Here is a 23121-nt window from a genome sequence, read left to right as displayed (position 1 = left end):
TGTGAGACTATGAGACTCAGACACGCCATCCTCGGGCTGCTATCCCGTGAACCGCAAAGCGGCTACGACCTCAACCGAGCCTTCAACAGCTCGATCGTCTACTTCTGGTACGCCGACCAGTCCCAGATCTACCGTACCCTCGACAGGCTTGAGGCCGACGGCGCGATATCGACGCAAGTCATCCCTCAGAGCGGTCGACCGGATCGACGGGTGCACAGCCTGACGGAGTCGGGCCGCGCCGAGCTCGACGCCTGGCTCATGAGCCCCCTCGAGCCCGCAACGGTCAAGGATCCCCTGCTGGCACGCGTCTTCTTCGCCGCTCGACTGGGCCACGAGGGACTCGATGAGCTCCTGTCCAAGGCCGAGGAAAGGTTCCGCCAGGAAACGGAGGCCCTGGAAGCGATCGACTTCGGCGACGCCGACGTGGGGGATCTCGACACCGCCATGAAGGCCGCAGTCCTTCGTTACGGAATCGATGGCACAAAAGCCCAGCTGGAGTGGGTCCGCCAGACTCGGCGCGCCATTGCCGCCGACGCCGCCAGGACGCGGCCGAATACCACCGAGAAGGACTAAACCGCTAGTGAGGGGCGGCGCTGAGAGAGGTCGACCGTCATCTATACTTGCAATGTCTACTAGTCGTATTGCATAGTATATGTATGGCACACACACCTCATCCCGGCGACGCCGTCGCCACAGGCTCCACAATCCGTCTCGGCGTCTTCACCGCCCTCACTCTCGCCTCCGGCTGGATCGGGCTCCTCGTCGACGACGCCCTGGGTACCGCCCACTCCCTGCAGGGACAGGGGTCTCTCGTGTGGATCATGACGCCGATTCTGGTCGGTGCGGTCCTGGCTCTGAGCGACCCTCCACTGCGCCGCCCCTACGCCGCTTCGTGGCTACCGGGCAGGCTGCGGGCCTACGGGGTGGCGATCGGCGTCTTCCCGCTGTCCTTCGCCGCTGCCATCGCCGTCGGCTGGGCGGCGGGGGTGCTCAGCCCCGGCGGACTGGGGGCCTTCGGGGGCGCCGTCGCCGTGAGCGTCCTGCCGACCGTGCTCAAAAACATCGCGGAGGAGGGCGCTTGGCGCGGTTACCTCACTCCCGCGCTCCTGCGTCGGCGGCTGCCCGACCCTGCAGTCTGGCTCCTCGTCGGAGTCGTGTGGGGCGTGTGGCACCTGCCCTACTACCTGTGGTTCCTGGACGAGTCGCTCCTCCGCTCGGTCTTAGACGTCCCTCCGCTCGTCTACGCCCTCATCGCAGTTCCCGTCACGATCTGCTGGACCCCCTTGTTCACCGAGCTTCGGATCCTCAGTGGCAGCTTCTGGCCGGGTCTCATCGCGCACTCGATCGCGAACCTCAGCCAGATCCCCGTCAGCTTGGGCGGCCTGCCGATTGCGCCGGTCTGGGAACTGCTGGTCTCCCCGGTGGTGGGCATCATTCCCAACGCCATCGTCCTGGCGGCGGGCCTGGGGCTGTGGGCCCGGCGCACCGGCCGGCTCCGCCGTCGGCCTCAATGATCCGCTCGACCACTGGACGGGGACCGGCTCGGCGTTCGCACCTGTCAGGCTCGACGAACCCGGACGGTCCCCATCTGGGCGCGGGCGCGCAGCTCGAGGCGCCGCTCGAGCGCCTCGGGGTGGTCCTGGCGGGGTAGATCGGTCGTCGCCTGACCGAACTCGGAACGACAGTCAGCCAGGACCGCAGTACCCTCAGGCACTCCCACCGACACGGTTCCCAGCTGACTGGACAGGTCCAGGAATCCTTCATACGCCTCGACGACCTTGACCGAGCCGGCCTCCGTGTGGGCCGAGACCGTCCCGGTGGTCGACCGGATGCGCACCGAGCCCGCCCGGGCCCGCACACTGCCGTCGTGGAGCGCCCCGATGACGATGGAGCCGGCATCAGCGTGCACCTGGACGCCCTTGCAGTCGCCCAGTCGGATCGATCCGGCCGAGGCGCGCACCTGCACCTGGTCCCAAGGATGCTCGGCGTTGATCGAGCCGGCATCGATGCGGGCGTTGAGGCACGCACCCTCCGGCACCGTCACCCGCAGCCGAGAACCTGTCGGGCCCCACGGCCAGATGCCCACGAATCGCTCGCGCCCCACGAGCGCGATCTGGCGGACGGTCACGATCGCGCCGTCAGCGGAGATGTCCAGGAGGGGTTCCAGAAGCTCGTCGGCCTCAACACTGATCGTGCGCCCTGTTCCGGGAGCGGTCACAACACTCAGAGAGGACAGGTCCAGGACGAGTCCGGGCTGAGTGTTCTCGGGAAGATCGAAGGTCCAGATCGGCATTGGTGGTCTCCTCAGGCTCGGTTGGAGTCAACGGGCCGCACTGAGATGGAGCGGCGGCAAACGGGTAAAGTGGACTCGGAGCGGATTGATGACGTGGCGACGCGGGTGGTGCGGCTCAGCCGAACCACCCCCTGAGCGTCCACCCCGAGGCCCGCCGTCCTTCTGGGTCGACGGGTCGGCCGAAGGGGTTTTCCGCGTCATCGCCGCCGTTCGCACCACCGGAGGTTTCGTGCCCAGCGGCTCGGACGTCCGACGGCGACGCTTCTGCAGCCAGTGAGCGCCGAGCCGCTTCCACGAGCCAGGCATTGACCGAGCGCCCCTGAGCTCGGGCCGCGGCATCGACCTGCTGCTTGAGGGACTCGGGCAGGCGCAGCGTCGTGCGGACTTCCGGTCCCTCCTGCACGTCCTCGGGTGCTGGAGTCCCGGCTGGACGATCCGGCGTCTGCGGGCATTCCGAACCCGACTCGGAGGACGGCGATGCCTGAGTCACCAGGAGGTGGGGAGTTGAGCCGTCCATGACGACAGCCACGTGAGCATCGTCGAGCTCACTGCTGAGCTCATCGGCAATGTCCGTGAGCATCTGCAGGGCCACGAGCCGTAGAGCCGGGTCGAACGCGGCGGTGAGAGAACGAGCGACCTCCTGGGTGCGCTCATCGCCCAAGGATGAGGTCTCCATGAGGGTCCGACGCAAGGTATCAATGTAGGCATCCATATGCATGACACCATGTTGACACCATCAATTGATTTTGTCTAGACACTATGACGCCACCATGATGTCGAACATGGGAACTGATGGCGCAAAATGGTGTCAACTGATGTCGGTCGAGGTGATTCTGTTCAGAGTCTGCGCGAACTGCGCCCACCGGCACGTCTCAGTCCGGAGCGGCTCGATAAGTTCGATGTCAACGACCTCATCGGTCACCTGACGCAGGCGGTGAGCGATCTGCTTACCGTGGTGCCCAGCCTGGACACGGACCAGGAACGAGCCCAAACCGGCCAGCACCAGCCCAATCAGCAGACCACCGAGCAGAAGAGCGGTGGGCCAGGGGACTCTCCCCCAGCGGGGGACGTCGGCCTCGATGAGGAGACAGCCCTCCAGGACGTGGATCGCCACCAGCCACAGTCCACCAACCAGCAAGGTCAGTGCGCTCACCCACTGCAGCACGTTGGCCGCAACCCACCAGACCGGGCGCCTCCATGTGCCGCAGTCCACTGCGGCCACCGCTCGGTCCAAGGGAGCGGAGAGGTTCTCGGCGCGCTCATCACTGCGGGAGACGGCCTGTACCACCAGGTCTTCCGGCAGCCCGGAACAGGCCGCAACAGCATAGACGTGCGCGCTACTGCGCAGGTTGCCCGTCGCCGCCGGCCCGGCGGGCGGCAGAGAGCTGAGGTCAACCACACCCCGTCCCGGGCCGCCGTCGGAACGTTCAGCATCGCCAGGCTCTGGAGAGGACGAGCGCTCACCCCCCAGGTGGAGTGCTCGGAGCGGGTCGCGTCGTAGACGCTCGACCCACCGCAGCCAGAACCAGCCGACACGGGTGCGCGCCCGGTGCCGGTCGGAGCCTTCCACAGCCCGGGCGACGATGTCCACGCCCGCAACCGTCGCGGCCGCCTGTCTGAGTGCGGCCAGAGACTGCTTGGTCTGCACACCAGCAGCACGTTGCGCAGCGGCGTGCGGAGGAGCCTGGGCAATCAGGCCTGTCCGGACTCCCAGGTCATCGGCGGCACGGCGGACGTGGGCCACCAGGCTGCGTGCACTGGCCAGGCGGTCGCAGGCCACCGAGGCCACTGCACGGGCCAGACTCTCCACACCTTCACCCGAGCGGGCGCTGACCGGGACGATCGATACGCCCCCCAGCCCCTCGCGCTCCAGAAGCCGTCTCAGGTCGGCCACAACCGCGCCGCGGCTCTCCACGTCGAGCCGGTCCACCTGGTTGAGGGCGACGATCATAACCTCGGCATGGGCGGCCATGGGAATGAGGAAGTCGCGATGAACGACGCCGTCGGCGTACTTCTCCGGATCAAGGACCCACACCAGGACATCGACCTTGCCGGCCATGCGCTCGGCGATGTCCCGGTGCGCCGGCTCATCGGAGTCGATATCGGGCAGGTCCACCAGCACCGTGGCCTCGCCCAGGGCCCAGCCTCCGCCGACGCCCACCCGCCGGTTGATCGCGAGCCAGTCCAGCAAGCCGGTGGCCCCGACGGCGGTTTCCGGGACAACAGCGAGGGGCTCGGTGGTGGTGGGACGGATGCGAGCGGCTTGGGACACCTCGGTGCCAGTCAGGGCGTTGGTGAGGCTGGACTTGCCCGAGCCGGTCGCGCCGAGAAGGGCGGCCACGGTCGTCTCCGGCGCCAGGCGTCTGCGATGAGAGGCCTGCGCCAGGACCTCACGGGCTTGATCAAGCTCGTCACGCAGGCCAAGCTGCTCACCCAGCGCAACAGCCTGCTCTAGGTCTTCGAGAGCAGCGGTGAGATCCCAGACGTCGGCGTCGGTCGTCACCGCACCCTCCTCCCGGCTTGCCGGTGGGTGCTGGCGGTAGTGGTACGCAGAGACGTCGCCGCCTCCTGGCATGCCCGGAGCTGTTCTCGCAGCGTGTCCGCGCCGGGCGCGGGGACCGGTAGGGCGTCGGTGAAGCACTTCGCCTGATTGGCGAACAAGGTGGTGGCACGCTTGGTGAGGTCCTCACGCGCCCGTCGGGTCATGCTGCGCATCGCCTGGTCTCCGAAAACGGCCTCAAGCACCCGCTGGGCCAGGATGGCGGTGCCTCCCGCGATCCCCAGCTCTCCTCCGGTCAGACCGCCGGTGTGTGCGAAGACGAGAATCATGAGGACGACTCCGGCACCGTTGACCCCTAGGGACAGCAGCCGGGCAGTAAGCCGCTTGTCGGCGCCCTCAGAGCGGATGAGTGCGAGGACCTCACGCTGCCAGTCGTGGACGAGCGCCGCGGCGATGACCTCGAGCCCGGTCTGGGTGGGCACCTCTGCCAGGGCGCGGTTGAGGGCCTGCTGGGAGGTTCCGGCGCGACGCCAAGACCGTTCGGTAGCCAAGCAGGCCCGCTGGGACTCGGCCACGAGGAGCTCGACCAGGGACGTGCCGATCGCCTGTTCGACGCGCTTGGCCGGTGCCGGACGCCCTCGTAGAAGCGAGGTGATGCGGTCACGCACCCGACTCACCTGGACCTCCAGCGACCGGAACAGGTCGCCGGTTCCCACGAAGTCCTGCCAACGGGCCAGCACCTCACCGTGCAGCATGGATCCGTCCTCGGTGGCCTCGATGACGCGTTCCAGGGCGTCATCATGCTCGGTGGTGGCGGCGCGTCCGAGCTCGGCGTGCTCAGCCTCCTGCGAGTCCAGTTCGACGGCGAGCATCTCGCTCTGGGCCAGGGTCGAATCGATCGCTCCGGTCAGGCTGCGGTGGGCGACGTCCTGGCGTGCCATTGCGTCGGAGGCCAGCGCCCCCAGCCACTGCCGCAGCGGAGACACGCAGGACTCGGGCAGGAAACCGTCGTCGTCGAAGGGTGTCTCAGGGATCGTGAAGACGGGGGAGTCCCCCAGGCCCGCGGCGGCCAGCCGGCGCCGTAGGTCCGTCTCCACCTCGCCCTCCGCGCCGGTCGGGACCCGATCCAGGACGATGGCGGCCATGATGCGCCGCTGCGCCGCGGCCCGCAGGTGCTCCCAGGGGATGGCGTCGGCGTAGCGCGCCGCCGTGGTGACGAAGATCCACAGGTCCGCACCCGCTAGGAGGGTGGCGGCCAGGTCCCGGTTGTCCTCGACCACGGAGTCCACGTCGGGGGCGTCCACAATCGCCAGACCCTCGGGCAGTCCCTGGCAGGAGCGCAGCTCAAGCTCCCTCGGGGTATGGTCGGTCGACGGGGTCGCGGGAGCGTCAGAGGCCACGCGCAGGCGCGACAAGGAACCCAGAACCCGATCGGTTTCGAACCAGGCGGCATCGGCCGGCGCGTGCAGCAGCAGGGGGCGGCGCGTGGTAGGGCGGATCGCCGAGGCCCTGGCCACGTGCCGACGCACGAGCGATGAGACAAGGGTGGACTTGCCCGCTCCGGTGGAGCCACCGACCACGGCCAGCAGCGGCGCGTCCAGGCTGGTCAGGCGTGGCAGGATGTAGTCGCCGAGCTGGTCACGGATGAGCGTGGCCTTGTCCGAGGCCGCGGCCGTGCCCTGGAGAACATAGGGCATTGACAAGGCGGTCAGGCTGTTCCGCAACGCTGAGAGTGCCGTGGTCGCCCTCTGGATCTTCTGGGTGCTGCTGGGCTCGCCCCGGATCTCAGTCATGAGGCTGAGTCGACCTCAGTATCGGCCGTCGCGTCGGCCGCACTGCGGCCGACCCTGATCCGGGGTACGGCGTCGACGTTGGGCGGTTGCCAGGTGATGGCGTCGGCCTCGACCTGCTCACCGGAGCGGATGTCCTTGACCGAGTCGGGGCCTCCGTCGGCGCCCGGGAACCACACGAAGGGGATGGAGCGCTTGTCGGCGGCCTTGATCTGCTTACCGAACTTGGCGGCGCTGGGGGCGACGTCGGCGCTGATGCCACGGGCGCGCAGTGCGTCGGCGACCGCGTCGGAGGCGGCACGGTGCGCCTCATCGGTGACGGCCACGAGCACCGCCGTTGGCACGGAGCGGCTGACATCCACCAGGCCCTCACCGATGACGCGGGCCAGGAGCCGGGACAGTCCGATGGAGATGCCCACGCCGGGGAAGGTGCGCTTGCCGTTGGTGGCCAGGGAGTCGTAGCGGCCCCCGGAGCACACTGAGCCGAGGTCCTCGTGGCCGGCCATGAAGGACTCGTAGACCGTGCCGGTGTAGTAGTCCAGTCCGCGAGCGATCTTGAGGTCGGCGATGACGGCGCCGGGGCGGCGCCGTCCGGTGGCCTCGAGCAGGGCGGTCAGCTCGGACAGGCCCTCGATGAGGAGCTCGGTGGGCTCGGCGCCGGCCAGCGCCCGCAGAACCTGATCGGAGACGTCCTGACCATCGGTGCCGGTGATGGTGGCGAGCCTGAGGGCCTGTACCGCCTGCTGCGCGCTGATGCCGACGCTCTGGGTGAGTTCGGCGGCCACCTTCTCGGGGCCGATCTTGTCGAGCTTGTCGACGACGCGCAGGACCTCGATGAGCCGGTCCGTGTCGATGCCGATCGACTGGTAGAAGCCCTGGGCGACCTTGCGGTTGGAGACGTGGATGGTGACCGCGGGCACCGGCAGGGCGCTGAGCGCCTCGTGCATGATGAGGGGGACCTCGACGTCGTGGTAGAACGGCAGGGAGCCGTCACCGACGATGTCGATATCGGCCTGGATGAACTCGCGGAAGCGCCCCTCCTGGGGCCGCTCCCCGCGCCAGACCTTCTGGATCTGGTAGCGCTTGAACGGGAAGGTCAGCAGCCCAGCGTTGTCGACGACGTAACGGGCGAAGGGGACGGTCAGGTCGAAGTGGAGCCCCAGCTGCTTGCGCGGGTCCGCCTCATCGGCGGCCTCGACTGGGTCCGCCTGCAGGCGGTTAAGAAGGTAGACCTCCTTGGAGGTCTCCCCCTTCTTCGTCAGCTCGCTCAGTGGCTCGACGGCGCGGGTCTGGATGCCGCTGAAGCCGTGGAGCTCGAAGGTGCGGCGCAGGATGTCGACGAAGTGCTGCTCGACGATGTGGCCCGCGGGGAGCCACTCGGGGAAGCCTGACAGTGAGGAGAGAGCTTGTCGTACCTGTGCCATGGTCCGCATTGTGTCATGACGAGCAGTGAGGCTGCGCGTCGCCGTCGGGCCCTGCCGCCATCAGGCCTTGAGGTCTCCCCCACGGATTTTTGCCTCGGCGAGGTAGGGGTTGCCGTGGTGCTCGTGCTCCATGGTGGTCACTGCACCGTGCCCGGGCAGCAGGATGGTGGCCGGGTCGACGGCGTTGGCCAGGAAGCGCAGGGTGGCGAGCATCTGCACCTGGTCCCCGCCGGGCAGATCGGTGCGTCCCACGGATCCCTTGAAGATGACGTCACCGTCGAGGGCCATGAGGTAGGTGTTCTCCTCGTCGGCGACGGCTGGGTCGTCCTCGATGACCTCGGCCTCGTAGAGCAGGGCGTTGTCGGCCAGGCAGGCCTCGAAGAAGAACAGCGCGGAGCCCTCCGAGTGCCCCGGAGCGGGGACCGCGCGCAGCGCGATGCCGGGGACCAGCTCAATGGCCTGGGAGAAGCCGTCTGCCGGGAAGAGACGGATGTCGGCGGGCTGCTTCCACTCGCTGCCGGCCATGTCGGTGAAGCTCATGCCGTTGGCGCTGATACCGGTGGTGATGTCGGGCTCCTCGAGCCGGTAGCGGTCGCGCTCGGGGATGTAGACCGGCACGTCGACGGCGTCGTCACTGGTGAGCAGGCCCTCGGCGTGGGCGGCCTCAATGAGCGCCTGGCTGTCCCACACGTGGTCGGCGTGACCGTGGGTGAGCAGGATGGCGCTCAGGGTGAGCCGATGGGAGCGAAGCAGGGCCAGGGCGCCGCGGGCGGCGCCGGCTCCGGGGTCGACGACGAGGGCGGGCTCGCCCGGACCGGAGGCCAGGACGTAGCAGTTGGCTGCGAACACAGGTGCGATGGTGCGCTCCAAGATCATGCCCCCAGCCTACTTGGGCCGCCTGGGAACAGTGTCGATACGGGTTAAAGAGCTGCTCAGGTCCACAGGACCCGGCTGGCTCACCGAAGATGAAGCCGCCGCCCCCACCAGTGCTCAATGAGCCAGCGGTCGTGGCTGGCGACGATGAGCGTGCCCGTCCATGTCCTCAGAGCGGCCTCGAGCATCTCGAGGGCGTCCAGGTCCAGATAGTTCGTGGGCTCGTCGATGACAAGCACCTCAGGCCCCGCAGCAGCGGCCAGGGCCAGCTGAACGCGGCGCTGGTTGCCGTCGGAGAGCTCGCTGATGGGACGGTTCCACAGGCGCGGGTGCAGGGCTCCCCGGCCGCGGTCCCCGATCCCCTCGGTCCACACGTTCTCATCCACCCCAGGGTCGCCGAGTTTCGGCAGGTGCTGGGGTATCCGGAGCACCGAACCGGATACCGTGAGGCTGCCGACGGAGTCCTCTGTGGGTGCTGACCGCCTACCTATCCAGGTCAGAAGCGTGGACTTGCCGCTCCCGTTGGCGCCGGTGACCAGCATGTGCTCGCCTGTCATGACGTCGACCGTGACCGGTGCAAGGCGCCCGGGTACGGCAGCTGACCGGGCCGAGACCGCCATCCCTGTTCGCGGCGCCGGTTCAGTCAGACGCAGCTGCAGGTCATAGGAGCGGGGCCTACGCACCTCGGTACTGGCGAGCGCCTCCAGCCGACGGTCGTCCTGCGTCTGGCGCCGAGTGGAGACGCGCTGGGCGCGGTCGGCGTAGAACTTCCGGGCTATGCGGGCCTCGGTCCGGGGCGCTGCCCCACTGTGCCCAACGATCTCGGAGTCGCGACGGTGACGCGCAAGCTTGCGCCGCTGCTCCTGCTGACGCTTGTGAAGACTGTGGTGAGATGACCTGGCGTGCGCCTTCTCCACGAGGTAGTCGCTGTATCGCCCCGCGCACCGGTAGGCACCCATGGGGCCGCTGTCCCCGGAGGCGGTGGCGAGTGCCTGCCACGGCGCTGTGTCGAGGTCGACGACGGCGGTAGCCACCTCGTCAATGAAGGCACGATCGTGAGAGGAGAACAGGACCGGTCCGGGCCATGACGCCATCATCTCGCTCAGGTAGCTACTGCTACCGGCATCCAGGTGGTTGGTGGGCTCGTCGAGCACCAGCGCCTGACCGGCTGAAAGAAGCAGAGCGGCGATCTCCAGCCTCCCCCGTTGGCCCGGCGACAGGGAGGAGACGAGGCGGCCTGTATCCACGCGTCCCAGTCCCAGCCCGGCGAGCGCTTCAGCCCGTCGAGCCGGCAGGTTCCAGGCGTGGAGCGACTCAAGCCGGGTCAGTAACGAGTCGTATTCCTCGGCGAGGGAGCCGGTTTCAGCGCCAGCCTGGGCAATGGCCTCGCTCAGGCGCTCGAAACGATCAAGCGCGTCCAAGGTCTCAGCGCAGGCGGCGTCGAGGTAGCCCTCGATCGACGTGGCAGTCGACTCCTCCGAGTCGGCCGCCAGCGGGCCATGCTGCTCAGGAATGCTGACAGCCCCGTGGTCAGGGGACAGCTCACCGGTGGCCAGGCGCAGGAGCGTGGACTTCCCCGATCCGTTGGGGCCGACGACGCAGACGCGTTCGTCGTCGGAGACCGTAAGGTTGATGCTCTCCAGCAAGGGGGCGGAGGTGTAGGAGAAGCTGACATGTGAGAAACTGATCGCAGGCATAACTCGTCCTTGACATGAGGCGGTGGGGGCACAGGGGCGAGTCACGCGAGCATGGTCACATGCTAACAGCACCAACTGTCGACGAGGTTTGGGGAACCGACACCGGCCCGCTCGTGAGGGACATCGGCGCTCAACGAATCAACTGAAATCAGTGGGGCGAAGGATGGTGAATGCTGCCGGCGGGAACGTAGACTTTCGGCACTGCCGTCCTCCGACGGCACCTCACCACCACCCGACTTGAGAGCCGGGCGCGAACGGAACGGAGCGGTCACGCCGCTCCCTCCCCGTCAACCCATGAAGGAGCATCCCGTGACTGAGCGGAACCAGCCCGACAACCGGTCTGACAACCAGCCCGAGGCTGAGCAGACCATCCAGCCGACCGACCTGAACGAGTCGGCAGCGCCCAGCCCGACGGAGCAGGTACCAACGGCCGACGCATCCCCCACCAATCCCGCGGTTGAGGCCGTTGCGTCAACGCAGACCAGCACCCCGCAGACACAGGCCGACATCGAGTCCTCCAACGAGTCCTCCAAGAAGCTCGAGCCCGGCGAGCCCGCGGACCAGCCCGTCGAACAGCCCACAGCGACGTCCTCTGACGAGCCGGCATCCCCCGCCTCCGAGGAGCCCGCCCAGACCGAGCAGCCGACTGAGAAGGTTCAGACCGCCGAGGCCACCCCGGAGGACGCCACGCCGACCCCGGCCGAGGTTCCCGCCCCTGCAGCGGCGCCTACGGCACCTGCCGAGCCGGCCATCGACCCGCAGGAAGCCATGGACGCCGCCAAGTGGGGACGCGTGGACGGTGAGGGCCGGGTCTACGTCCAGGACGGTGGCGCCGAGCGCGAGGTCGGCCAGTTCCCCGATGCCCCGATCGCCGAGGCCATGGCCTTCTATGTGCGACGCTACTTGGACCTCAAGGCGACCATCGACCTGTTCGCCACCCGCCTGCCCCAGCTCAGCGTCCGCGAGATCGACTCGACCCTGTCCTCCATCTCCGATTCCCTGACGGAGCCGGCCGCCGTCGGTGACCTGGAGGGACTGCGGGCCCGCTTCGCCGCCCTGAAGACCGTGGCCGCCGAGCGCCGCGAGGCCGTGTCCGCTGAGCGCGCGGCCGCCAAGGAGCAGGCCTTCAAGGAGCGCACGGCGATCGTCGAGCGCGCTGAGGCCATCGCCGAGCAGGACCCTGCCCGCACGCAGTGGAAGAACTCCGGCGCCGAGCTGCGTGAGCTGCTCGAGTCCTGGAAGGCCGCGCAGCGGCGTGGTCCGCGCCTGGACCGTCCCACCGAGGATGGGTTGTGGAAGCGCTTCTCCCACGCACGCACCACCTTCGACCGTCATCGCCGCCAGTTCTTCAGCGAGCTGGACGCCAAGCAAGCGCAGGTGCGGGCTGCCAAGGAGGCGCTCATCAAACGCGCCGAGGAGATGCAGAACTCCACCGACTGGGCCGGCACCTCCGCGAAGTACCGCGACCTTCTAGCTGAGTGGAAGAAGGCCGGACGCGCCTCCCGTAAGGAGGACGACGCCCTGTGGGCCCGCTTCAGGGCAGCCCAGCAGGTCTTCTACGATGCCCGCCGCGCCAAGGATGAGGCTGTCGACGCCGAGTTCGCCGAGAACCTCAAGGTCAAGGAAGCGCTGGTGGCCAAGGCCGAGGCGCTCCTACCCATCAAGGACATCAAGGCCGCCAAGAAGGCCCTGCGCCCCATCCAGGACGCATGGGAGGAGGCAGGTCGGGTCCCCCGCGGTGCCGTGCGTCGCATCGAGGGTCGCATGCGCGCCGTTGAGGACGCTATCCGTGAGGCCGAGAACGCCGAGTGGCGTCGTACCGACCCGGAGACCAAGGCCCGCGCCGAGGGCCTGGCCGGTCAGCTCCAGGACGCGATCGCCGGCCTGGAGAAGGACCTGGCTGCGGCACAGGCCGCCGGCGACGCCAAGAAGATCGCTGAGGCCGAGGCCGCCCTGACGGCTCGCCGAGCCTGGCTCGAGCAGGTGCTGCGCTCGGCCAAGGCGTGACCCAAGCACGTTCCGCTCATCTCTGAGACTTAAGGAGCGCCTGAGGCGGGGCCGACACCACCCACCGGTGTCGGCCCCGCCTCGTGTCTCATCCTGGCGTCCCTAGTCGGGAGACCCCACTACTCCCAGGTGGCGGTCGTGGGGTCCATGCCCTCGGACCGGGCGCCGGCGTCAATGACGTCCTTGAGCCAGGCCGCCAGCCCTGGCGCGCGCTTGTCGTAGTACCGGGCGTAGCGCTCATCCGCCACGTAGCCGCGAGCAATGATGACCTGCTTGGAGGTGGAGACCTCGAACCACCGGTTGAAGTCCTTGCGGTGCCACCGCGCCAAGGCATTGGCCTCGGGGCTGCCCGGCTCGACGCCGTTGCGCATCGCCTCGACCAACGCGGTCTCCAGAGCGACAGTCTCCTCGTGCGCCCGCTCCCAGTCGGCGCGAGACATCCGGGCCTTGCGCCGGTAGGACTCAGCCCACTCCTCCGTATCACCCCACTGGGCGTGGGCCTCCTCGATATAGATGGGGTCCCAATCGGTCCCCCAGATCTCCGCCATCTCAGCCACGGAGATCCTCGCTCCCGACTGCTGTATATCCATCACCATGTCGATGGAGCTGAGCATCTGCTGCAGGTGAGAGATCTGTCCTTGCACCAGCTCACGCTGACGGCGCAGGTGCGTCATGGCATCCGTCTCCGGCTCATCAAGAACCATCTTGATATCGGCCAGATTCATGCCGGTCTGCCGGTAGACGAGGACCTGCTGGATGCGCATGATGTCTGCCTCGCAGTAGAGCCGGTAACCGGCGGCACTGCGTCGGGATGGGTGCACCAGGCCGGTCTCGTCCCAGTGGTGCAGCGCCCTGACACTGACGCCCAGGAGCGTTGAGACCTCACCGACCGTCATGGCGATGTCCGCGTCACCCGCTGCCGCGTTGACCGCAGTATCAACAGCCGTGTCACGCGTCCTGGCTCCGTCGTGCTCCTGCTCAGAATCCGTCACCATGTCTCCTTCGTCAGCTCTCGCCCTGTCTGGTGAGTGTCCTGGTACGTGTCGTCCACATTGATACCTCACGCAATGGGAGCAATGGGAGGGTCAACTCCTCGTGCTCACAACGAGGTTATCCACAGGCAGCCGGTTTACTGTGGCGCTCAGAGCGAGGAGAGTCTCAGGATGGCGTATGGCTCATTTCGTTCCGGTACCGGGTCATGCCGCCGTGGCCCACCTGTCGGCCCGTCCCCTCTCCCCCGTGATGAGCGCTCTGCCTCCTCAGGACATGCAGGTGCTGCGGTGCGGCGAGCTCGATTCCCGACTACTGGTCAGTGTCCTGGGCAGTCTGCAACCGGCCGATCTTCTGCACTCGGTCGAGGGACGCATGCGGGCTGTAGCCACCGCTATGCCCTGTCAGGGCGTGCTTCTGGCGAGCACCGCCATGTGGGTGCATGTCGGCGGGCCACCGCCCGACATCTTGGAGGTCTGTCTACCCGGAGGGCGTCGAAGTCGGCTGTCCTACCTGGTGACCAGGCGAGGAAGGCTGCCCCGCTGCGACACCACCGTGATCGACGGAGTCACCTGTGCCACCATTGCGCGAGCCGCCGTCGATATCGCCCGTCTAGGGCCGCCCGTGGCCGCAGTGCGGGCCATCATGACCGCCCGCGACCACGGGGTCAGCCGAATCCGCTTGCTGCTGACGCTCAACCACTGTCGTGGTGCGGCCAGCCGAGGCTGCCCGCGGGCGCAGCACATCATTGAGTCAGTCATACCCCGGGCTTCATAAGCAGCAATACCCCACCAGCGGCCGGCGCCGACGCCGAACCCCGGTATCAGCCGGGACGCCGAGCCGCGGACAGGCTCCTGCGCGCCTCGAAGACTCCGTCAATGCGCCGCAGCGCCGCCAGCGTGTGGTCCAGGTGCCCGGCCTCCGCCAGTTCAACAACAAACCGCCCGGTGACGACCCGGTCCCGGCTGGTGGCAATGTTGGCACTGATGAGATTGACGTGGCTGTCCGCCAGAGCGCGGGTGACGTCGGCGAGCAAGCCTCCACGGTCGAGGGCCTCGACCTCCACCTGGACCAGGTAGGCGGACTGGGCGTGGTCCGCCCAGGAGACGGTGATGAGTCGCTCGGGCTCGCGCTGGAGCTGGTCGACATTCTGGCAGTCCGCTCGGTGCACTGAGACACCCGAGCCCCTGGTGATGAATCCGACGACGGGGTCACCTGGCATGGGGGTGCAGCAGCGCGCCAGCTTGACGTAGACGTCCCCCTCCTCCATCCCGGCGACGATGACGCCGGCATCGGCTGTACGCGGGCGGCGGTGTGCTGCTGCCCGGGTAGGCAGGACGCCCTCTGCAAGAGTCTCCTCGGCACCATCCTCTCCACCCATGGTGGCCACCAGCGTGTCGACCACGTGCTGGGCGGAGACATGCCCCTCGCCCACGGCAGCGTAAAGGCCGTCGATGTCGATCTTGTCGAGGGTCTTGGCCACGTTCATGAGGGTCTCGTGGCTCATGAGGCGCTGGATGGGCAGGTTCTGCTTGCGCAAGGTGCGGGCGATGGCGCCCTTGCCCTCCTCAATGGCCTCCTCGCGACGCTCCTTGGAGAACCAGGAGCGGATCTTATTGCGGGCGCGGGTGGATCCGACGAAGGTGAGCCAGTCGCGTGAGGGACCGGCGTTGATCGCCTTGGAAGTGAAGACCTCCACGGTGTCACCGTTCTCCAGACGCGTGTCCAACGGCACCAGGCGGCTGTTGACGCGTGCACCCACGGTGCGGTGCCCCACCTCGGTGTGGACGGCGTAGGCGAAGTCCACCGGAGTAGCCCCCGTGGGGAGGGCCAGGACATCGCCCTTGGGGGTGAAGACGTAGACCTGGTCCCCGGCCATCTCGTAGCGCAGGGCGTCAAGGAACTCTGAGGGGTCCTGAGTCTCCTTCTGCCAGTCGACGAGCTGGCGCAGCCAGCCCATGTCACCCCGGTCGGAATCCCCGGGCCTGCCTCCCAGGGCACTGGGACCGGAGGCGTTGGGGTCCTCCTTATAGCGCCAGTGCGCGGCCACACCGTACTCGGCCATGCGGTGCATCTCATGGGTGCGGATCTGGATCTCCACCGGTTTGCCTCCCGGCCCCACCACCGTGGTGTGCAGCGACTGGTAGAGGTTGAACTTGGGAACGGCGATGTAGTCCTTGAAGCGCCCACTCATGGGCGTCCAGCGCGAGTGCAGGGAGCCGAGCACCGCGTAGCAGTCCTGGACGGTGTCGACGATGACTCGCACCGCCACCAGGTCGTAGATGTCGTCGAAGTCCTTTCCCCGCACGATCATCTTCTGGTAGATCGAGTAGTAGTGCTTGGGGCGACCGGTGACCGCCCCCTTGATCTTGTTAACCCTCAGGTCCTCCTCGATCTGGAGACGCACCTGACGCAGGTACTCCTCGCGTGCCGGGGCCCGCTCGGCCACCATGTGCTCAATCTCCTCGTACACGCCCGGGTAGAGGGCCTTGAAGGAGCGGTCCTCCAGCTCCCACTTGATCGTGTTCATTCCCAGGCGGTGAGCAAGGGGCGCGTAGATCTCCAGGGTCTCCTTGGCCTTGCGAGCGGCATTCTCGGCGGAGACGTACTTCCAGGTGCGAGCATTGTGGAGACGATCGCCGAGCTTGATGACCAGCACGCGGATGTCCTTGGACATCGCGATGATCATCTTGCGCACGGTCTCCGCCTGGGCGGCCTCTCCGTACTGGAGCCTGTCGAGCTTGGTGACACCGTCAACGAGCAGGGTGATCTCGTCACCGAAGTCCGCGCGCAGGCGCTCGAGGGTGTAGTCGGTGTCCTCCACGGTGTCGTGCAGGACGGCAGCGGCGAGGGTCTGGGCCGTCATGCCCAGCTCAGCGAGAATGGTCGCCACTGCCACCGGGTGAGTGATGTAAGGTTCCCCAGACTTACGCCGTTGACCGGCGTGGGCCTTCTCGGCGACCTCGTAAGCGCGCACGATGAGGCTCGTGTCCGCCTTGGGATGGTTGGCGCGCACCGCGCGCAGGAGCGGCTCGATGGCAGCAGGGGTGGAGTGTCCACGAGATCCGAACCAGGCCAGACGGCTGCGCACGCGCGAGCCGGGGACAACACTGTCACCTGAGGTGACCGGGCTCCTCTTCGTCTCCGTCATTGTCGCATCATATAGCGGCCGGCTCTCCGGGACCTGCCAGCGTCAACGGCTTGCATGCGGTGTCGTGTCCACCAAGGACGCGACACCGCATGGGAATCACCTGTCATCAACGATTGCGACGCAGACCGATGAACCGTTCCGAGCCGTCTTAGAAATGAGTGGACAAAACAGGCTCAGAAGACGACGATCGAATCGATCTCGCGCCCGCTCAGCTGTTGCCGACCACCGAGGTCGGCCAGCTCAAGCAGCATGCAGATGGCCTCCACCGAGGCACCGGCCTGCTCGATGAGGGAGATGGAGGCAGCGGCAGTGCCTCCCGTGGCCAGGACGTCGTCGATCACCAGGACGCGCGCTCCCTGAGTGACAGTCTCGGGCCGCAGCTCCATACGGGCAGTACCGTACTCGAGGGCGTAGTCGACGCCGATGACCGGACCGGGGAGCTTACCGCCCTTGCGTACGGTGATCATGCCGATCCCGAGCCTGACCGCAAGGGGCGCCGCCAGGATGAAACCGCGCGACTCCAGGCCCGCTACGGCATCTATCCGGCCACGATAGAGACCAGCGAGCCCGTCGACGAGCTCGGCGAAGGCCTGCCCGTTCGCCAGGAGCGGGGTGATGTCCCGAAATAGGACCCCGGGCTCGGGAAAGTCGGGGATCTCCCGCAGGTTGCTCGTGACCAGCCTGGTCAGAGACTCAGGCACCGTCTCGGAGTGGGCCACGGAGGTGGTCATCTGCGCTTCTTCTTCCTCTTGGGCTGAGCCGCCACACCGAGGTGGTGGCCGGGGGTGACAGGTGAGGCGGCCGGGGCCGCGTCGATCTTGGCCAGTTCCTCGACGTCGTCACCGGCTTCCTCACGCCGTCGCCGACGCGCCGCGGCGACCTTGGCGGTCTGCTCCTTGATCGGCTTCTCGCGTGACCGCAGGTCCACCAGGAGTGGAGTAGCCAGGAAGATCGAGGAGAGAGTCCCCGCGATCATACCGATGAACAGGGTCAGGGCGATATCGCGCAAGGTACCTGCGCCCAGAATGAATGCGCCGACGACCAGGAGGGAGGCCACTGGGAGCACGCCGACCACGGAGGTGTTGATCGAGCGGATGAAGGTCTGGTTGACGGCCAGGTTCGCGAGCTCGGCGTAGGTGGAGCGGCTCTGGGCCTCGAAGCCCTCGGTGTTCTCTCGGATCTTGTCGAAGACGACCACCGTGTCGTAGAGGGAGTACCCCAGGATCGTCAGCACACCGATGATCGTGGCCGGCGTGACCTCGAAACGGGACAGGGCGTATATGCCCACCGTGACGATGATGTCGTGGCACAGCGCCAGCAGCGCGGCCGCCGCCATCTTCCAGGTCCGGAAGTAGGCCCAGATGAGCAGCCCGACGAAGATGAAGAACAGGACCAGTCCTCGGGCTGCCTTCTTCGTGACGTCGGAGGACCAGGTCGGTCCCACAGTCGTGGCAGAGACGTTGGAGGCATCGGTCTTGTAAGCAGTGGCGAGCTCGCCGGCCAGCGTGTCGAGGCGCTCCTTGCTCAGCTGATTGGTCTGCACGCGCACGGAGGACGATCCCATGGTCGTCACCGAAGAGCCGGCCGTCAGGTCATCCTTGGCCAGAACCTCGTTGGCAGGGTGCTCCGAGAGTGAGGACAGACCCGTCACCGTGATCTCGGAGCCGCCCTTGAAGTCGATTCCCGGAGTAAGCCCCACGGTGGCCAGGAGCGCGGCCGATCCGGCGATGACGACGACGGCAATGAGGTACCAGATCCGTCGTTTCCCGACGAAGGGGATGGACGTCTTGCCCGAGTAGAGCTCGTTACCGAGCGTGGCGAGAGACTTCACTTCGTCTCACCGTCCTTTCCGCTGACTGCCGCAATATCGACCGCGTCGTCGTCCTTCCGTCCAGCAGCGCTCGGGCTCTCGGCGGCCTTACGGGCCTCCGCCTTGCGGCGCGCCAGGGAGCCGGCCATGCGGTCGGCGATCGCCTCACGCCCCTTGCCGTACGTGGAAGATGTGGCACCGAGGTGCTCGGGGTCCAGGCCCGAGAGCCGGTGCCCCTCCCCGAAGAAGCGGAAACGGACGATCCATTCCATGAACGGGTGAGTGAAGAAGATAATGATGGCCAAGTCCACGCAGGTGGTGACTCCCAGAGTGAAGGCGAAGCCCTGCACCCCGCCGACGGCGAGGAAGTACAGGACGATCGCGGCCACGAGGTTGACGGCGTCGGAGATGAGAATCGTACGCCTGGCGTGCTTCCAGCCTTCATCGATCGCCGTTTTGAGGGTTCGTCCGTGACGCACCTCGTCACGGACGCGTTCGAAGTAGATGATGAAGGAGTCCACCGTGATGCCGATGGAGATAATGAGGCCGGCCACACCCGCCAGGGACAGGCGGTATCCCATGGTCGCGCTCAGCGCGCTGATGACCAGGTAGGTTCCTGCCGCTGCCACCACCAGCGAGGCCACGGCCACCACTGCCAGGCCGCGGTACTGCCAGGCCAGGTAGAGGATGATGAGGCCGAAGCCGATAAGACCGGCGATCAGACCGTTACGCAGCTGCTCGGTTCCCAGGGTGGCGGAGATCTGCTGCTCGGACTGGACCGTGAAACTCAGCGGCAGCGAGCCGAAGGACAGCTGGTTGGCCAGCGTGTTGGCCTGATTCTGGTTGAATCCGCCGGTGATCTGGACCCGGCCGTCGGTTATCGGCGAGTGGACGTCCTGGTTGAACCCGGAGGCCATGATGGTCAGGCCGTCCAGGACGATGGCGAACTGGGCCTTGGCCTGGTTGTTCTGGGCCTGAGCGTTGTGCGTGTCCTGCGCTCCGGCGGCCGCCTGGTCGCGGTAGGCCAGCAGGCGCTTGGACAACTCGGAGAACTTGCTGGTGCCATCGGGGTTGAAGGCCAGCGAGACGACCCATTTGTTGGTGGTCTGCCCCCGCGAGTCGGTCTCCAGACCGGAGCTGGCGCTCTTGAGCTCGGTGCCGGTGATATCGGCCGGTCCCAGGATGTAGGCCCCGTGCTGCTGGGATCCCGCGTCCTTGGAGCAGGAGATGACGGCGACCTTGGGGTCCTGCATCTGACCGGTGAGGTTCTTCGGGTCGGAGCAGTCTGTCATGTAACCGTCGTAGAGGAGCTGCTCGCTGATCCAGGAGTCGGAGGAGTTGTCCTGGGAGGTGGCTGGAAGTGGGTCCGGGGAGATGACGCCGTCCTGGTTGACATCCGCCAGCTGCTTGGCGATTTCCTCCGGTGACGTGGGCTGCGCGGTGGACTCGGCGGTGGGCGCCGGGGTTGCGGCGGGCTGCTCCGTGGAAGTGCCGTCCTGGTCGGCGGCCTGCTCTCCCTCTCCCGAACCGACCTCGGCACTGCCGGAGTCCTCGGCCGGCTGAGTGGATGCCTCACCGGAGTTCGGATCGGGCTGAACCTCGGCCTGCGCAGTGGGCTGGTCCGCGGGCGCCTGCGTGGCAGCGGCGGAAGGGCTCTGGCTGGCGACGTTCTTGGCCGCCTGCTGGGCGCTTCCCGGCAGAATGCGGATGACTGGCCGGAAGTACATGACGGCCGAGGTCCGAACCAGCTCCAGGGTGGCCTGACTGGGCTTTCCTGGAAGCGAGACCACGATGTTCTGTCCACCCTGACGGGAGATCTGGGCCTCGGAGACTCCGGAGGCGTCCACACGCTGGCGGATCACCTCAATGGCCTGCTCAACGTCGTCGTCGCTGATGGACGAACCGTCGGAGGTCGTCGGCGTCAGGATGATCTGGGTGCCGCCTTCGAGGTCGAGGGCGAGCCCGGGCGTCAGCGACGCCTTGTGCCTCATGGTTCCGACCACCAATGCACCGAAGCCGATGATGATGACAAGAATGAACATCAGAAGGCGGCGCCCTGGGCGCTTTCGCTGCTTGCTGGACACGTGGCCCCTTCCTAGGATGGGTTTGTCGGGTTCATGACCCGAAGTCGTGCTGGGTGCTGGGTGAGCACCACAGGGAGCGGTTACGGCCTGGGGCGGGACGCCACCCCAGCTCACAAGGAGAACGTGTCAGGACTGCGTCTCGGTCGTGTCCTGCTCGGACTCGCGAGCATCATCGTCATCCTGCTGCTCGATGTCGTCATCCACGTCCTCCTGGACACCGGTCGAGCCGAAGGGCGGCTCCTCGATGGCGGCAATGGCCCGCTTGTTCCACAGGGTCTCATCACCCAAGGGCGTGGCCAGAGTGACCACGTCACCATCGACCTCCACAACCGTGCCGTAGAAGCCGCTGCCAGTACGCACCCAGTTCCCGGGCACCAGCCCCTTCTCCGTACGGCGCTGCTGCTCCTCCTGCATCGCGCGCTGCTTACGGTTGGCGAACCACATCATCAGGAGCATCCCGACGAGCATGATCCAGATGAAGTACTGCTGCATGGAGGCTTCTCCGTTTCGACTAGGCGGTCGCGGCTGGTGCAGACCCACGAATGTCACAGGCCGGCGGAGGCGAGTCTATGGCACACGGGCAAGACCGTTTACCCACCCCTGGCGAGTGGTCAGGCACAACTGGGTACCAACCGGTCACAAAATGATCACAGTACCCAGTGGCGGATCAGAAAAACAGCGCCCCGTCTGTGGGAGGCTCGAGCCCCAGGTGGGTATAGGCGGCCGATGTGGCCGCCCTTCCCCGCGGAGTACGCACCACCAGGCCCTCACGCACCAGGTAGGGCTCGGCCACTGTCTCGACGGTCTCGGGCTCCTCCCCCACGCTGACCGCCAACGTCGTCAGTCCCACCGGGCCGCCCCCGAAGCGGGTACATAGGGCGTCAAGTACCTGACGATCCAAGCGGTCCAACCCCAGGGCGTCGACCTCGAAGACGTCCAGGGCACCGCGAGCGGCCGCTAGATCGAGACGGCCGGGCCGCCCGTGAACCTCCGCCCAGTCCTGGACCCGACGCAGCAGCCGGTTGGCAATGCGGGGCGTGCCGCGTGAGCGCGAGGCCAGCTCCTTGGCGGCGTCCATATCCAGGTTCACTCCCAGCAACCCCGCGCTGCGCGCGAGGATCCGGGTGAGCTCACCCGGGCCGTAGTAGTCCAAATGCCCCGTGAAGCCGAAGCGGTCCCGCAGCGGGGCGGGCAGCAGACCCGCCCGGGTGGTGGCCCCAACGACGGTGAAGGGTGGCAGCGACAGGGGGATGGAGGTGGCACCCGGTCCCTTGCCCACGACGATGTCGACGCGGAAGTCCTCCATCGCCAGGTAAAGCATCTCCTCGGCGGTGCGGGCCAGCCGGTGGATCTCGTCAATGAACAGCACGTCGCCCTCCTCCAGGGAGGACAGAATGGCAGCGAGGTCTCCGGCGTGCTGGATGGCGGGCCCGGAGGTCAGGCGCAGGGAACCGTCGACCTCGGCGGCGATGATCATGGCCAGAGTGGTCTTGCCCAGCCCGGGAGGACCGGACAGCAGGACATGGTCCGCCGTCACCCCTCTGGCCAGGGCCGAACGCAAGACCACCGAGAGCTGGCCCCGCACCACCTCCTGGCCGGTGAAGTCCTCCAAGCGCTTGGGCCTCAGGGCCGCCTCGGCGGCCCGCTCGGTGGCGTCGGCATCGCCACCGACCATGCGCTCCTGGCGGCCCTCATCCGCATCAGCCACGGTGCCCGCCTCCCAGCCACCTCAAGGAGGCCCGCAGTAGGACGGCCATGTCGGGGCTCTCGCCACCCTCGGCGTAGTCGGCCTCGACGGCAGTCACGGCCTGGCGGGCAGCGGCCTCGTTCCAGCCGAGCTGGACCAGGGCGGCGACGACGTCGGCATTGGGCGCCGCACCATCCCAGGAGGATTCAGGGTCCCCGCCCCCTGGAGTCTCCGGCCCCGGCAGCGCGGGGTCGCGGTCGTCGCCGGTGACGGGGCCGAGTTTGTCGGCCACGTCCAGAATGACCCGCTGGGCCCCTTTGGGCCCGAGCCCGGGAACCCGGGTGAGGGCCGCGATGTCCTGGGAGGCGATGGCACGCCGGAGCGTGTTGGGGGTGTGGACGGCGAGCATCGCCAGCGCCAGCTTGGCCCCGACCCCCTTGGCGCTCATGAGGGTGCGGAAGCTGTCCCGCTCATCGGCGTCGGCGAATCCGAACAGCGTCAGCGAGTCCTCGCGGACGACCAGCTCGGTGTGAACGAGGGACTCCTCACCCACCCTGAGGCCGGACAGGGTGGTGGGCGTGGCCTGGATGCTCATTCCGACTCCACCGGTCTCGATGACAGCGCCGGTCAGACCGACACTGAGGACAGTGCCGTGCAGCGAGGCGATCATGGGCAGCTTCTCCTGGTGATTCTCAAAAAGTCGGACCGAACCGGACAGAGTCGCAGAGGCTCTGAGGAAATCGGGGAGACTCTGAACAGGCTCGAACAGAGGGGCAGGACTCGAACAACTGTTCGGATCCTAGCAGGCCTTCGCT

19 protein-coding genes are annotated in these 23121 nt (G+C 67.3%); 4 read left to right on the top strand and 15 right to left on the bottom strand.

From position 1 onward, the window contains the following. Nucleotides 1-9: 9 nt before the first annotated feature. The gene (locus RWR81_RS00160; RefSeq protein ID WP_314452667.1) at nt 10-573 is read left to right on the top strand and encodes a PadR family transcriptional regulator; all 564 of its coding nucleotides are present in this window, start codon (nt 10-12) and stop codon (nt 571-573) included. An 83-nt stretch (nt 574-656) separates the two neighbouring features. Further along, nucleotides 657-1514 (top strand): CPBP family intramembrane glutamic endopeptidase, encoded by an 858-nt coding sequence (locus RWR81_RS00155; protein ID WP_314452664.1) that lies wholly within the window; start codon nt 657-659, stop codon nt 1512-1514. A 44-nt stretch (nt 1515-1558) separates the two neighbouring features. On the opposite strand, the gene RWR81_RS00150 is transcribed toward RWR81_RS00155, so the two are convergent. The 7 genes from RWR81_RS00150 to RWR81_RS00120 form a co-directional block, all read right to left on the bottom strand. Then, nucleotides 1559-2293, bottom strand: a complete 735-nt coding sequence (locus tag RWR81_RS00150; protein ID WP_314452660.1) for a hypothetical protein — start codon at nt 2291-2293, stop codon at nt 1559-1561. A 115-nt stretch (nt 2294-2408) separates the two neighbouring features. Continuing rightward, on the bottom strand, nt 2409-3005 hold the full coding sequence (locus RWR81_RS00145) for an Arc family DNA-binding protein (RefSeq protein ID WP_314452658.1): 597 nt from the start codon (nt 3003-3005) through the stop codon (nt 2409-2411). Between the two features lie 96 nt (nt 3006-3101). Further along, complete coding sequence (locus tag RWR81_RS00140) at nt 3102-4796, bottom strand: GTPase (protein WP_314452655.1); 1695 nt, start codon at nt 4794-4796, stop codon at nt 3102-3104. Further along, entirely contained in the window at nt 4793-6586 is a 1794-nt protein-coding gene (locus tag RWR81_RS00135) for a dynamin family protein (protein ID WP_314452652.1), read from the bottom strand. The genes RWR81_RS00140 and RWR81_RS00135 overlap by 4 nt, the downstream gene beginning before the upstream one ends. Then, complete coding sequence (gene hisS / locus RWR81_RS00130) at nt 6583-8016, bottom strand: histidine--tRNA ligase (protein WP_314452651.1); 1434 nt, start codon at nt 8014-8016, stop codon at nt 6583-6585. The genes RWR81_RS00135 and hisS overlap by 4 nt, the downstream gene beginning before the upstream one ends. 51 nt (nt 8017-8067) lie before the next feature. Next, nucleotides 8068-8883, bottom strand: a complete 816-nt coding sequence (locus RWR81_RS00125) for an MBL fold metallo-hydrolase (RefSeq protein ID WP_314452648.1) — start codon at nt 8881-8883, stop codon at nt 8068-8070. Nucleotides 8884-8963: 80 nt separating this feature from the next. After that, complete coding sequence (locus RWR81_RS00120) at nt 8964-10577, bottom strand: ATP-binding cassette domain-containing protein (RefSeq protein WP_314452647.1); 1614 nt, start codon at nt 10575-10577, stop codon at nt 8964-8966. Between the two features lie 294 nt (nt 10578-10871). On the opposite strand from RWR81_RS00120, the gene RWR81_RS00115 reads away from it, so the two are divergent. Then, nucleotides 10872-12584 carry a DUF349 domain-containing protein gene (locus RWR81_RS00115; RefSeq protein WP_314452644.1) on the top strand — a complete coding sequence of 571 codons (1713 nt, stop codon included), beginning with the start codon at nt 10872-10874 and terminating at the stop codon, nt 12582-12584. 119 nt (nt 12585-12703) lie between these two features. Here RWR81_RS00115 and RWR81_RS00110 read toward each other — a convergent pair whose 3' ends face one another. Beyond that, nucleotides 12704-13579 carry a MerR family transcriptional regulator gene (locus RWR81_RS00110; protein ID WP_399497699.1) on the bottom strand — a complete coding sequence of 292 codons (876 nt, stop codon included), beginning with the start codon at nt 13577-13579 and terminating at the stop codon, nt 12704-12706. Nucleotides 13580-13754: 175 nt separating this feature from the next. Between RWR81_RS00110 and RWR81_RS00105 the strand changes: the two genes are divergently transcribed. Then, nucleotides 13755-14351: a hypothetical protein gene (locus tag RWR81_RS00105; RefSeq protein ID WP_314452641.1), complete on the top strand. Its 597-nt coding sequence runs from the start codon at nt 13755-13757 to the stop codon at nt 14349-14351. Between the two features lie 46 nt (nt 14352-14397). Here the strand turns inward: RWR81_RS00105 and RWR81_RS00100 are convergent, their stop codons facing one another. The 7 genes from RWR81_RS00100 to ruvA form a co-directional block, all read right to left on the bottom strand. Then, nucleotides 14398-16725, bottom strand: a complete 2328-nt coding sequence (locus RWR81_RS00100) for a bifunctional (p)ppGpp synthetase/guanosine-3',5'-bis(diphosphate) 3'-pyrophosphohydrolase (protein WP_314452639.1) — start codon at nt 16723-16725, stop codon at nt 14398-14400. Between the two features lie 173 nt (nt 16726-16898). Beyond that, on the bottom strand, nt 16899-17456 hold the full coding sequence (locus tag RWR81_RS00095) for an adenine phosphoribosyltransferase (RefSeq protein ID WP_314452636.1): 558 nt from the start codon (nt 17454-17456) through the stop codon (nt 16899-16901). Further along, nucleotides 17453-18556, bottom strand: coding sequence for a protein translocase subunit SecF (gene secF, locus RWR81_RS00090; protein WP_314452633.1), 1104 nt, complete (start codon nt 18554-18556; stop codon nt 17453-17455). The genes RWR81_RS00095 and secF overlap by 4 nt, the downstream gene beginning before the upstream one ends. Beyond that, nucleotides 18553-20619, bottom strand: a complete 2067-nt coding sequence (gene secD, locus RWR81_RS00085) for a protein translocase subunit SecD (protein WP_314452631.1) — start codon at nt 20617-20619, stop codon at nt 18553-18555. Before secD ends, secF begins: the two co-directional genes overlap by 4 nt. 126 nt (nt 20620-20745) lie before the next feature. Continuing rightward, a complete protein-coding gene (gene yajC, locus RWR81_RS00080) occupies nt 20746-21111 on the bottom strand; it encodes a preprotein translocase subunit YajC (protein WP_314452629.1) in 366 nt (121 codons plus the stop codon). A gap of 175 nt (nt 21112-21286) precedes the next feature. Further along, the gene (ruvB, locus tag RWR81_RS00075; protein WP_399497766.1) at nt 21287-22294 is read right to left on the bottom strand and encodes a Holliday junction branch migration DNA helicase RuvB; all 1008 of its coding nucleotides are present in this window, start codon (nt 22292-22294) and stop codon (nt 21287-21289) included. 25 nt (nt 22295-22319) lie between these two features. Then, the gene (ruvA, locus tag RWR81_RS00070) at nt 22320-22976 is read right to left on the bottom strand and encodes a Holliday junction branch migration protein RuvA (protein ID WP_314452623.1); all 657 of its coding nucleotides are present in this window, start codon (nt 22974-22976) and stop codon (nt 22320-22322) included. Nucleotides 22977-23121: the final 145 nt, after the last annotated feature.

This window comes from uncultured Actinomyces sp. (assembly GCF_963526355.1).
Lineage (GTDB): Bacteria > Actinomycetota > Actinomycetes > Actinomycetales > Actinomycetaceae > Actinomyces.
This window is presented reverse-complemented; position numbering and strand designations above follow the sequence as displayed.

Coding starts and splice junctions, on each gene's coding strand:
- RWR81_RS00160 (WP_314452667.1), top strand. CDS start 10: ATGAGACTCAGACACGCCATCCTCGGGCTGCTATCCCGTGAACCGCAA.
- RWR81_RS00155 (WP_314452664.1), top strand. CDS start 657: ATGGCACACACACCTCATCCCGGCGACGCCGTCGCCACAGGCTCCACA.
- RWR81_RS00150 (WP_314452660.1), bottom strand. CDS start 2,293: ATGCCGATCTGGACCTTCGATCTTCCCGAGAACACTCAGCCCGGACTC.
- RWR81_RS00145 (WP_314452658.1), bottom strand. CDS start 3,005: ATGGATGCCTACATTGATACCTTGCGTCGGACCCTCATGGAGACCTCA.
- RWR81_RS00135 (WP_314452652.1), bottom strand. CDS start 6,586: ATGACTGAGATCCGGGGCGAGCCCAGCAGCACCCAGAAGATCCAGAGG.
- hisS (WP_314452651.1), bottom strand. CDS start 8,016: ATGCGGACCATGGCACAGGTACGACAAGCTCTCTCCTCACTGTCAGGC.
- RWR81_RS00125 (WP_314452648.1), bottom strand. CDS start 8,883: ATGATCTTGGAGCGCACCATCGCACCTGTGTTCGCAGCCAACTGCTAC.
- RWR81_RS00120 (WP_314452647.1), bottom strand. CDS start 10,577: ATGCCTGCGATCAGTTTCTCACATGTCAGCTTCTCCTACACCTCCGCC.
- RWR81_RS00115 (WP_314452644.1), top strand. CDS start 10,872: ATGAAGGAGCATCCCGTGACTGAGCGGAACCAGCCCGACAACCGGTCT.
- RWR81_RS00110 (WP_399497699.1), bottom strand. CDS start 13,579: ATGGTGACGGATTCTGAGCAGGAGCACGACGGAGCCAGGACGCGTGAC.
- RWR81_RS00105 (WP_314452641.1), top strand. CDS start 13,755: ATGGCTCATTTCGTTCCGGTACCGGGTCATGCCGCCGTGGCCCACCTG.
- RWR81_RS00100 (WP_314452639.1), bottom strand. CDS start 16,725: ATGACGGAGACGAAGAGGAGCCCGGTCACCTCAGGTGACAGTGTTGTC.
- RWR81_RS00095 (WP_314452636.1), bottom strand. CDS start 17,456: ATGACCACCTCCGTGGCCCACTCCGAGACGGTGCCTGAGTCTCTGACC.
- yajC (WP_314452629.1), bottom strand. CDS start 21,111: ATGCAGCAGTACTTCATCTGGATCATGCTCGTCGGGATGCTCCTGATG.
- ruvB (WP_399497766.1), bottom strand. CDS start 22,294: ATGGTCGGTGGCGATGCCGACGCCACCGAGCGGGCCGCCGAGGCGGCC.
- ruvA (WP_314452623.1), bottom strand. CDS start 22,976: ATGATCGCCTCGCTGCACGGCACTGTCCTCAGTGTCGGTCTGACCGGC.